The following is a 9,782-nucleotide window of genomic DNA, read 5'->3' on the forward strand; positions in this document are numbered from 1 at the left end:
CCGGCGAGGATGGCGGCGCAGTAGCGGGTCAGCTCGCTGTCCTCGACCAGGATGCGTTGGCGCAGGACCTCCGGGTCGGGGTCCATGTCGAAGAGCGTGAGCTGCTCCGGTGCGTTCTCATCGAAGCTGGTGCCGGGCTGGTAGGACAGCTGGTTCTTGTTCTTCTTCGACCAGCGGCCATCCCAGGTGACGTAGTCCGGCATCGAGCTGACGCGTCGCTTGAACATCATGTTGGCGAAGAACAGCTGCTGGCTGTGGCGGTTCGAGGCGGCCACGTCGGGGGCGCGACCGGGTGTCTGCTCGAGGCGAGCATTCTCCAGGCACAGGCGACATGCTCGTGTGTCGCTCACGTGGGTGTCGCGGCCGCAGTGCGCGCACGTTCCTTTGGGGTAGTGGGATTCCCACCACTTGCAGGACCAGCAGGTCCAGTTGTAGCGGGGGTATACGCCCCAGGCCAGGCAGCCCTTGCAGGAGTCCATGTGCTCGGGGCTGCGGGGGTGGCACCTGCTGCACAGGCCCTGACTGAAGTAGTCGGCGACGCTTGCGCAGCGCGTGCACGCAGGTGGCTTGAACGGCCCGCCGGGGAGGCATTCGTAGCACCAGTCGACTCGAGGACTGGTCCACGCGACGCGGTTGAGCTGGCACCGGTTGCACTTGGGCGGCAGTCGCAAGGTGGCGTTGGGTCCGGGTGCTGGCATGGGCTCCCTGCCTGTTCAGGGTGGTCGGCCGACCTCGGCTACAGCGGTGGGGTGGAGCGCGGCTTGCCGAACCGGGGTGGGACGGCCGGGCCGCCGTTGCCGCCGGGCTTTTCGGGGTGTTCGCCGTTGGCGGCATCCGACGTGCGGGGCCGACGTGCCGCGACCTTCTCTGGCTCGAGGCTCATCAGGTCGTCGGTCGTGCACTCGAGCACCGCGCAGAGCACGTCGAGGTCTTCCAAGCGCATCGTGATCGGGGTGCCGGCCCACCACGAGGACATCTTCCCAGCGGAGATCTCGAGTCCAGCGTCAGCGAGCATCCGCCGCAGCTCGGCCGACTTCCAGATCCCCCGCTCGGCGGCACGGAGCCTGAGGTTCCACTGCATCTGCTTCCTCTCGTCCTTCGGATCTTCGGTGGGGTCAGTTCCTGGCCGGGACGGGGAGTCGTCGCTGGCCGAAGCGGTCTTCGAGGCGTTCGTTGGCCTGGTCCCACGCTCGCTGGATGTGGTCGCTGCGGACGTGGATGTAGCCCGATGTGGTGACCAGCCACTGGTGCCCGAGCAGTTCCTGGAGCGCCTTGAGGTCCATCCCTGCGGCGTAGAGCGAGGACGCGCAGTAGTGCCGCAGCACGTGCGGTGTTATCCGGCCGGACCAGGCAGGCAGCCACTGGTCGACATGGGCGTTGAGCGTTCTGCGGAGAACGTCGGGACGCGCACGGCCGCAGCGGCCAAGGCCGTGATCGAGTCGCTCCGACGGAAGCAAGGGGGCATCAGGGCTCGTCCAGTCGGCGCCATAGTGCGGGCGGACCTCGGCCAGCCACCAGTCGATCAATTGGTCGGCTCCGTTGATCGCTGGGATCAGACGGGGCTTGGGTCCGCGGCCGCGGCTGCCCTTGCCGAATCGGACGTGGAGCTTGCCATATCCGCCGAGGTCGGGTCGCCAGTCACGGATGTCGAGCATGACCGTCTCGTTGATCCGCAGCCCGAGTCGGCGCCACAGCGATGCCGCGAAGTAGTCCCGTGCGGCGGGCAGGTACTTGCGGGCGTTCGGGACCGACTCGCGCCAGGCGGTGAAGAGCGTGTCGACCTCCTCGTCCGACGGTGGCACACGGACGTTTCCGAGGGACGCGCCGGACTGCCGGTTGTACTCGTCGATCGGCTGCTCGACCTGGGCCCCGGTTGCTCGCCGGATGGTGCCTTCGTACCGATCGATGACGAAGTCGTAGAAGACCGACAGCGTGCCGGCCTTCCCGGCGCGAGTGGACACGCTGCGACCGAGCTGTCGTTGCTCGGCCAGGTATCGGTCGGCGTCCTGGCAGGTCGCCTCCCACAGTGGTCCCGTCATCGAGCGGGCGAACTCGATCACGGTCGCTCGGCTGTTGCGGATGTGCCCGTCGCTCAGGCCCGCGGCCACCATGGCCAGCGCGTACTGGTCGACCAACTCCTGCTCGAAGTCCTCGACGTCCTGCGCCGACGCGAGGGCCTGATCAGTCGCGCCGCCCGGCAGCGCCAGCAACCTCATCAGGCTCTCAGTTCGCCGATGCCGACCATGCGTCGACGATACGGCAGAACCGTCAGGAAAAGCGACCGATGATCAATGAATCTTCACTAGTCCGGGAACCCGCGTCACCTGCAAAGACGCGGATCTGGGCTGCGAATCAGCAAAAAGAACCGTCGCGCATAGAGACAGCGGGTTAGAAGTTCCGATGAATTCTGACGATTCCAGCCGGAACATAAGCACCCTCGGGACTGATCTGTCGTGAAGAAGCTGCTGCTCGCCGGGCTGCCCCTCCTGATCATCCTCGTCGGCATGCCGATCCTGGCCACCCTGATGGTGCTCATGAGCACCACCGCGGCCGCCGAGTGCCGCACCCAGGCCAGCCAAGGAACAGCACCCACCGAGCTCGGCGACCTCGGCAACATCGACGGGCCGATCGGCGGCCCGGTCGAGGGTCAGATCGGCGTCGCCTCGGCCAACATCCCCACCCGTTCCGGCCCGGACGGCTTCCGAGCCTCGATGCCCAAGGTCCTCTCGACCAACCCGGACTTCGTGACCCTCAGCGAGCAGAGCGCTCGCAGCCTGGCCTTCATCGAGTCAGCCGCCCCCGGCTACTCGGCCTACCGCGCGCCGGCGGAGAGCGGTGTCGACGCGATTGAGTCGATGGGCAACGTCGTGCTCTGGAAGAGCGACACATGGGCCCTGAGAAGCTCCGGGCGGGTCAAGCTTGCCGACGACGACAAGACCTTCTACAAGGGGCGCCCGGTCACCTGGGACCGGCATGCCACCTGGGCGCTGCTGGAACGCAAGAGCGACGGCGCCGTGGTGTCGATCATCGCGACCCACCACATGACCAACCCGCACAAGTACCCCCGCCAGCACGGCAACCCGCCGCTGACCCGGCCCCAGCAGTACGGCGCCGGCATGGACATCCTGCTGCAGCTGCGCAACTCACTCGCGACCCACGGCCCGGTGCTCATCGGCGGCGATATGAACACCCACGCCTCCTACACCAACCTCCCGTGGGCGGCCGCGGCGAAGATGAAGGCCGCCGGTTACGGCCGGCAGAACCACGCCGTCGACTTCATCTTCTTCCCCCAGCACCAAGGCGTGCGCCTCGAGCGCGGCTGGTCCGGGACCATGGTCTCCGACCACCACTGGATCGCCGCCCGGCTGGCCATGAACGGCGCCGGCCCCGAGGACGCGCCCACCACCGACACCGAAACCGGCGACGGAGCCGTGCCCGCCGTGCACACCGCCACCGAGGGGCCACCGACGGGCGAGGTGCTGTCCCAGCTGATGCGGCTGCGGTTCGCATCCAACTACCCGGCGCTGACCGCCGAGCAGGCCCGCAACGCGATCACGATCGCCCAGGTCGCCCGCGACCTCGAGATCCCGCGGTACGGCCTGCAGGTCGCGATCGCCACCGCGATCCAGGAGTCCAAGCTTGTCAACCTCACCGGCGGCGACCGCGACTCCGGCGGCCTGTTCCAGCAGCGCCCCTCGGCCGGCTGGGGGAGCCGCGCGGAGATCACCAACCCCGTCCTGGCCGCCCGCGCCTTCTTCGGCAAGGCCCAGCACACCGCGAACCCCGGCCTCCTCGACATCCCCGGCTGGTCGAAGATGCCGCTCACCCAAGCTGCACAGGCCGTCCAGATCTCGGGCTACCCCGACGCCTACGCCCAGTGGGAAGACGTCGCCGGCGACATCGCCGACCTGCTCGGCGGCGACCTGCCCGACCTGCCCGACGACGGGTCCACCACGAACGTCGCCGACTGCCAGGAAGACACCGTCAACCCGATCACACTCGGCACCCTCAACCTGCTCGGTGCTGGCCACACCGACGGCAAGCCCGGCGGCGGCGGTGAGAAGGCCGGCTACGAGACCTGGGACAAGCGACTCCCGGGCGCGATGCGCACGATCGAGAACGCCGGCGTCACCATCGCTGGCCTTCAGGAAGTGCACGGCCCCCAGGCCACGGCACTGGCCGAGCGGTACGCGGCGAAATGGGGCATGTACCCGGCCACCGGCAAGGCGCAGAACAGGGTCATCTGGGACCGCAACGAGTGGGAGCAGACCGACGCCCGCCTCGTCGACATCCCCTACTTCGGTGGCAAGGACGTCGGGATGCCCCTGGTCCAACTGACCGGTGCCGCCGACAGCCCGAACGCCGGTCAGGTGATCTGGGTCTGGAGTGTCCACAACCCGGCCAACACCAACGGGGACGCCGCCGCGCACCGCAAGGAGGCGCTGCGTCGTCAGCTGGCCACGATGACCGACCTCGCCGGCACCGGAACTCCCGCGGTGATCCTGGGCGACTTCAACGACGGCAAGGACGGTCAGTACGCCTCCCACTGCGCCCTCACTCCCGAGCTGAGCAACGCCTTCGGCGGGTCGGCGGAGCCGTGCAAGGTGCCCAAGAAGGACGCGCCGATCGACCACGTCTACGGCACCAACCTCACCTGGGCCAACGCCAGCGTTGACAACAGCACCCAGACCAGCAAGATCGCCGACCACCCGCTGGTGGTCGCCACCACCGCCGGCAGCAGCGCCGGCTGCGCCGTCGCGACGGAGACCAACTACAACCTCGGCCCGGTCAAGCCGCAGTTGACCCAGCTGGTCAACGTCCTCGGCCCGATGTTCGACATCAAGACCGTCGGCGGCTACCGCGAGAGCGCCACCGACCCCAACGGACACCCCGCAGGGCTGGCCGCTGACTTCATGGTCCCGCTGAATTCCGCAGGCCGGGCCCAGGGCGACCGGCTCGCGGCCTACGCCAAGGCCCACGCCAGTGAGCTCGGGATCGACTACATCATCTGGTACCAGCGGATCTGGTCCGTCGCCCGCGCATCCGAGGGCTGGCGGCCCATGGAGGACCGCGACAGCGACTCAGAAAATCACCGCAATCACGTCCACATCAACGTCAAGCCCGGCGCCTGGCTCCAGCCCGTGGGCCTCGACGGAGCGGCGTGCGACGAGGTCGTCTACCCGGTGCCGTCACAGTACGTCGGGACCGACAACCACAACTGGCACGAGACCGGCCCCTACTGGTCCAACTGGCACACCGGGACCGACTTCTCCGCCCCATGCGGGACCACCGTCTACGCCGCCCACGCCGGCACCATCGAGATCGACACCACCGAGGGCTGGGCCGGCCCGCAGCTGGTCAAGGTCACCACCGGTGCCGGGTCACTGACCACCTGGTACGCCCACATGCAGACCGTCACCGTCAGCCGCGGCCAGACCGTCGCCGCCGGCGAACCGATCGGCCAGGTCGGCAAGGAGGGCAACGTGTCCGGTTGCCACCTGCACTTCGAGGTCCACCTGAAGAACGGCTCCATCTACGGCTCCGACAACGTCGACCCGTCGACGTGGCTCGCCCAGAACGCCTCCCGGCCGACACAGGCCGCGTGATCGCACCCGACCTTCCCCGGGACATAGGAGACCAGCCAGACACACAGAAGGAGGCGGACAGCGCGTGCAGCGTGAGCGACGACGAGACCCATACCCCTGGACCTGGGAGATCCCGACAGCGGTGATGCTGGCCACGCTGTTCGTGATCGTCATCGGCATTCAACTCGGCCGCTCGGTCGCCAACCTCCTCGCTGGCGCCGGCTGGACCTGGCCCGACGCCAATGCCGGCACCTTCCCCTCCCCGATCGGGACCGCCTTCTGGACCAGCCTGCCCGGTGTCCTCACCGGCCACGCGGATGCAGGCCTGCCCAGCCCGACCCCCGACGGCCTCGCCGGCCGTGGCCTGGTGTGGACCGGCCTCGCCCTCACCGAGATCGCCCTGCTGACGGCCACCATCTGGGTCGGCGTCTACACCTACCAGCGCTGGGGTCCCGGACGGATGCGCGGCATGGCCACCTCCGCCGAAGCCGAGAAGCTCCTGGGCGTCACCCGGCTCCGCAAGGTCGCCGGCATCGTCCGACCCGACCTCTACGGCAAGCACGCGGCCACCGAGCCGGTGCACCGCGCCGCCGGCGACGCCACCGACCGCCCGGGGCCTGCGCTCGGCCAGGGGCTCAGCCCTTGGCTGCTCGACCGCCGGCTCACGAAGGAGGAGCGATGAAGCTGAGGTTCGACCCCTGGGACGTCGGCTGGCGCATCGGCAGCGCCCACGAGCCCCGCGGCGGTGACCTGTGGGTGCCGTGGGACCGCACCGCCGGCGTCATCGGCCCCCAGGGCTCCGGCAAGACCCTCGACCTGCTCACGCCGGCCCTTCTGAGCGCGCCGGGAGCCGCGTTGGTGACGCTGACGAAGGTGGAGGACCTCCTGCTCAGCCTGACCGAGCGGTCCCGCGAGGACCGACCCTGTGTCGTACTCGACCCGTTCGGCCTGGCCGAGGGCGTCGTCGACGAGCTGATCTGGGACCCGATCGCCGGCTGCGTGGATCCGAAGGTCGCCGAACGGCGCGCCAAGGCCTTCACCGCCGGCACCGTCAAGGGTGCGATCAACGGCGGCACCGGAGACGAGGCGGCCCGGTTCTACGCCGCCGAATCCGCGAAGGTCCTGCAGGGCTACTTCCATGCCGCGGCGCTGACGGGGAAGACCCTCGAGGACGTCTTGCAGTGGGTGGCCAACCCTGGCGCCGCCACCCAGCCGATGGAGATCCTGCGCCGGCACCCGCACGCCGAGGCGTTCTGGCACGGACTCCTGCACGGGGCGCTCAACGGCGACGACCGCACCGCCGGCAACACCGTGACGACCGTCCAGCAGGCCGTGTCGCTGTTCTTCCAGGCTGACATCCGGCGCCGGTGCATCCCCAGCGCCGGACACCCGGCCACCGATCTGGCCGACGTCATCCGCCGCAGCGGCACGATCTACCTGCTGGGCCGCGAAGACCCCTACGCCTCTGCCAGCCCTCTGATGACCGCGGTGGCCGAGCACGTGCTGGACACAGGCCTCCTGCTGGCCAACAACTCCCCATGGGGCGGCCGCCTGTGCCCGCCTCTGCTCTCGGTGCTCGACGAGCTGCCCTCCACCGCGCCGCTTCCGACACTGCGCACCAGGATGGCCAACGAGCGAGCACAGGGCCTCTCCTTCATCTGGGCAGCCCAGACACGACCGCAGCTGACGAGCATCTTCGGCGAACACGAGGCCCGCGCCCTGCTCGGACTCACCAACGCCCTGGTCATGTTCGGTGGTTCGAAGGATGTCTCGTTCAACCAGGAGATCTCCGACCTGCTCGGTACCGTCCGCATCGGCCGCGTCTCCCACTCCAGCGGCGGGTTCAACGGAGGCGGCCGCAGCTTCTCCGGTGACGACATCCCCATCATGAGGCCAGAGGAGGTCCGCCAGCTCCCCGAGCGGCAGGCCCTGGTGATCGCCGAGAACGGCAAGCCGATCATCGCCAAGCTGACCCGATGCGTGGAGGGCAGGGCCGGCGAACGCCTGTTGGCCGACCAGCGCGCCCTGCGTGCTCGGCTGACCAACGACCGGCGCATGGTCATCACCCCTGAGGCCCGAGCCACCGCGGCCCTGGTCGAGGCCCGCCGACTCGGGTTCGTCGACGACGTCGGGAGCGAGCTGTGACCATCGACCCGCAGACCCGCCGGTCAAACCCGACTCCGATGGTCTACCCGTTCCCAGTCCCCGGGGATCAGGTCCGCCTGGCCTACCGCGAGCTCCACATCGCCGTCAACGGCACCGAGGATGAGCAGAAGGCTCTGGGCAACCACACCCTGCTGCCCCGCCCCTGGGAACCGGCCACCTGCCTGGACCCCGCGCTGCGGCACGACCTGTGGCAATGGCTCGACGAGGTCGTGATCTGGCTCAACCACGACTACACCTGGGAGGTCGCCGGCCTCGTCCCCGATTGCTGGCCCCTGCACCCGCACCTGGTCCACGAGATCGCGGTCATGGCCGACCAGCGCCGGCGTGCCGGCCTGGCCAAGACCAGCGACGCCCTCGAGGAGTGGCACCGCTACTGCCTGCCCGCGTTCGCTGACCGGATGCGCAACCGGCTGCGCGCTCACTGCGACGACGAGCACAAGCGCTGGCCGGGCAGGCCGCGCCACAACGAGCACATCGCCGACACCAACACCCAGCGCCGCGAACACACCTTCGCCCTCGACATCGACGCGCTCCCGGCCGGCCGGCGGTCATGCGAACACCAGGAGCCGGCCGCTGGGCCGCCGCGCCTCGGCCTGGTCGACCTCGACACCGGCGAGATCCACGACGAATCGCTCGGCAGCGAGCCGCGCACCCGAACCGAGAAGGGACCCCGCGAATAGTGACGGCGAGGGAACGGTCCGAGGCCATCCACCCCGCGCAACCGTCACTCCGGGTGCGCGGCGAGGCGCCCATGCCCGAGCAGCACAGGACCTGGACAGCCCGCGGGCGCGCGAACGCCTGCCACGGGGGAATGCGGACGGTGACCGGGCCATGGACTCCTCACCGGGCTCGAGACCGGTCGGCTCCCCGCTGCGGCATTTCACCTCCGCTTCAGTCGAAGTGTCCGACACCACCAGCTCTTGGACGGGCATCTGTCGAACCGGCGGCCACCATCAACCTGTTAATCCAGAAACAGAATCTCAGAGTCTTGATTTCAGATACCATCCGAGAATGGTGATTGCATCGGTGCTTGACGACGAATTGGAGACGCGGTCGAAGTCACTGTTCGGCAACCGCCACATGCTGCACATCGCCCGAGACATCGCGACCCGGCGCGGGCCCTTCACGGTCAAGGACGTGGCCACCAGGACGGGGGTGCCGTACAGCTCGACCCACCGGCTCATCCGACACCTCGAGTCGGTGGGTCTGCTCGAGCCGACCCCGGCGAAGCCGTCCGAGCAACACCGCTGGTATGAACGTGCGTCGCACAAGTTCTGGGGCGCCGCTCAGCAGTTGTGCGGAGTTGACGACCACAAGCGCGAGGTGACGAAGGGAGTGCAGGATGCTTGACCTACTCCGCGACGGTTGTGGAACTGAGTCATGGGTTCCGGCCGGTGAGCTTGGGTCTCTCCGCTTCGACCGCGATGAGATCATGGTGGCCGTTGAGCGCGACGACGACGAACTTGCTCGCAGGCGGCACCACGGGTTGGGGGCACTTCCAAACCGTCGGGCGCTGCAGGTCCTGTTGAGCATGCCCACCGGGGTTGCCGTACCCGTGACCTTCCTGCGGAGCGTGGATCTGCGGCTGCTGCTGTCGCTGCCGACGGGCGTCGTCGACTTGGACGGGACCGATGTTCGAGTCGCCCTCCGGCCGGCAGTCTCGCTGCTCAGCGTGGGCGTCGTAGCCAGGACCTGGAAGCAGGGCTTGGAGGGTGTCAGCCCGTTCGCGTCGTACTGCGCGCGCTATGTCGTGCTCGACGGCGGTCGCGACCAGCAATCCCGCGGCTTCTGCGTAGCGGAGGCGCGGTACTTCGGTGTGGGCCTTGCAGTGCATCGCGGCGGCGCCGTCGACTGGCTTGTCGCACCTGCAAAGTTTCAGGCCACTCGGTTCAGTCCCGCGTCCTGGCTGATGGCAGAACGACTGACGGCGAAGCTCTGGGCGTCCGCTGGCTGATCAGTGGCCGGCGTCCGCAGCGTAGCCTTTGTTCCACGCCAGCAGCTCCCTAGGTGTTCTGTCCACGGAGGTTAGGC

8 protein-coding genes and 1 pseudogene are annotated in these 9,782 nt (G+C 68.7%); 6 read left to right on the forward strand and 3 right to left on the reverse strand.

Annotated features, from left to right (window positions below; all coding sequences use genetic code 11):
* The 3 genes and pseudogenes from CF8_RS22465 to CF8_RS08290 form a co-directional block, all read right to left on the reverse strand.
* A pseudogene (locus CF8_RS22465) lies at positions 1 to 479 on the reverse strand (hypothetical protein); the annotation flags it as partial.
* A 257-nt stretch (positions 480 to 736) separates the two neighbouring features.
* Positions 737 to 1,081 carry a helix-turn-helix domain-containing protein gene (locus CF8_RS08285; protein ID WP_010832675.1) on the reverse strand — a complete coding sequence of 115 codons (345 nt, stop codon included), beginning with the start codon at positions 1,079 to 1,081 and terminating at the stop codon, positions 737 to 739.
* A 34-nt stretch (positions 1,082 to 1,115) separates the two neighbouring features.
* On the reverse strand, positions 1,116 to 2,216 hold the full coding sequence (locus CF8_RS08290; RefSeq protein ID WP_010832676.1) for a tyrosine-type recombinase/integrase: 1,101 nt from the start codon (positions 2,214 to 2,216) through the stop codon (positions 1,116 to 1,118).
* A 237-nt stretch (positions 2,217 to 2,453) separates the two neighbouring features.
* On the opposite strand from CF8_RS08290, the gene CF8_RS20850 reads away from it, so the two are divergent.
* The 6 genes from CF8_RS20850 to CF8_RS08320 all read left to right on the forward strand — a co-directional run bounded on the left by CF8_RS20850 (position 2,454) and on the right by CF8_RS08320 (position 9,705).
* Positions 2,454 to 5,606, forward strand: coding sequence for a peptidoglycan DD-metalloendopeptidase family protein (locus CF8_RS20850; RefSeq protein ID WP_010832677.1), 3,153 nt, complete (start codon positions 2,454 to 2,456; stop codon positions 5,604 to 5,606).
* Positions 5,607 to 5,670: 64 nt separating this feature from the next.
* Positions 5,671 to 6,267 carry a hypothetical protein gene (locus CF8_RS08300; RefSeq protein ID WP_010832678.1) on the forward strand — a complete coding sequence of 199 codons (597 nt, stop codon included), beginning with the start codon at positions 5,671 to 5,673 and terminating at the stop codon, positions 6,265 to 6,267.
* A complete protein-coding gene (locus CF8_RS08305; RefSeq protein ID WP_010832679.1) occupies positions 6,264 to 7,730 on the forward strand; it encodes a type IV secretory system conjugative DNA transfer family protein in 1,467 nt (488 codons plus the stop codon). Before CF8_RS08300 ends, CF8_RS08305 begins: the two co-directional genes overlap by 4 nt.
* Positions 7,727 to 8,431: a hypothetical protein gene (locus CF8_RS08310; RefSeq protein ID WP_036490570.1), complete on the forward strand. Its 705-nt coding sequence runs from the start codon at positions 7,727 to 7,729 to the stop codon at positions 8,429 to 8,431. Before CF8_RS08305 ends, CF8_RS08310 begins: the two co-directional genes overlap by 4 nt.
* A gap of 220 nt (positions 8,432 to 8,651) precedes the next feature.
* On the forward strand, positions 8,652 to 9,101 hold the full coding sequence (locus tag CF8_RS21485; protein ID WP_198016974.1) for a helix-turn-helix domain-containing protein: 450 nt from the start codon (positions 8,652 to 8,654) through the stop codon (positions 9,099 to 9,101).
* Positions 9,094 to 9,705: a hypothetical protein gene (locus CF8_RS08320; RefSeq protein WP_036490574.1), complete on the forward strand. Its 612-nt coding sequence runs from the start codon at positions 9,094 to 9,096 to the stop codon at positions 9,703 to 9,705. The genes CF8_RS21485 and CF8_RS08320 overlap by 8 nt, the downstream gene beginning before the upstream one ends.
* Positions 9,706 to 9,782: the final 77 nt, after the last annotated feature.

The organism is Nocardioides sp. CF8, assembly GCF_000389985.1.
Lineage (GTDB): Bacteria > Actinomycetota > Actinomycetes > Propionibacteriales > Nocardioidaceae > Nocardioides > Nocardioides allogilvus.

Bases quoted from the DNA above. Each gene is read 5' to 3' on its own strand.
- CF8_RS08285 (WP_010832675.1), bottom strand. From the start codon at position 1,081: ATGCAGTGGAACCTCAGGCTCCGTGCCGCCGAGCGGGGGATCTGGAAG.
- CF8_RS08290 (WP_010832676.1), bottom strand. From the start codon at position 2,216: ATGAGGTTGCTGGCGCTGCCGGGCGGCGCGACTGATCAGGCCCTCGCG.
- CF8_RS08305 (WP_010832679.1), top strand. From the start codon at position 6,264: ATGAAGCTGAGGTTCGACCCCTGGGACGTCGGCTGGCGCATCGGCAGC.
- CF8_RS08320 (WP_036490574.1), top strand. From the start codon at position 9,094: ATGCTTGACCTACTCCGCGACGGTTGTGGAACTGAGTCATGGGTTCCG.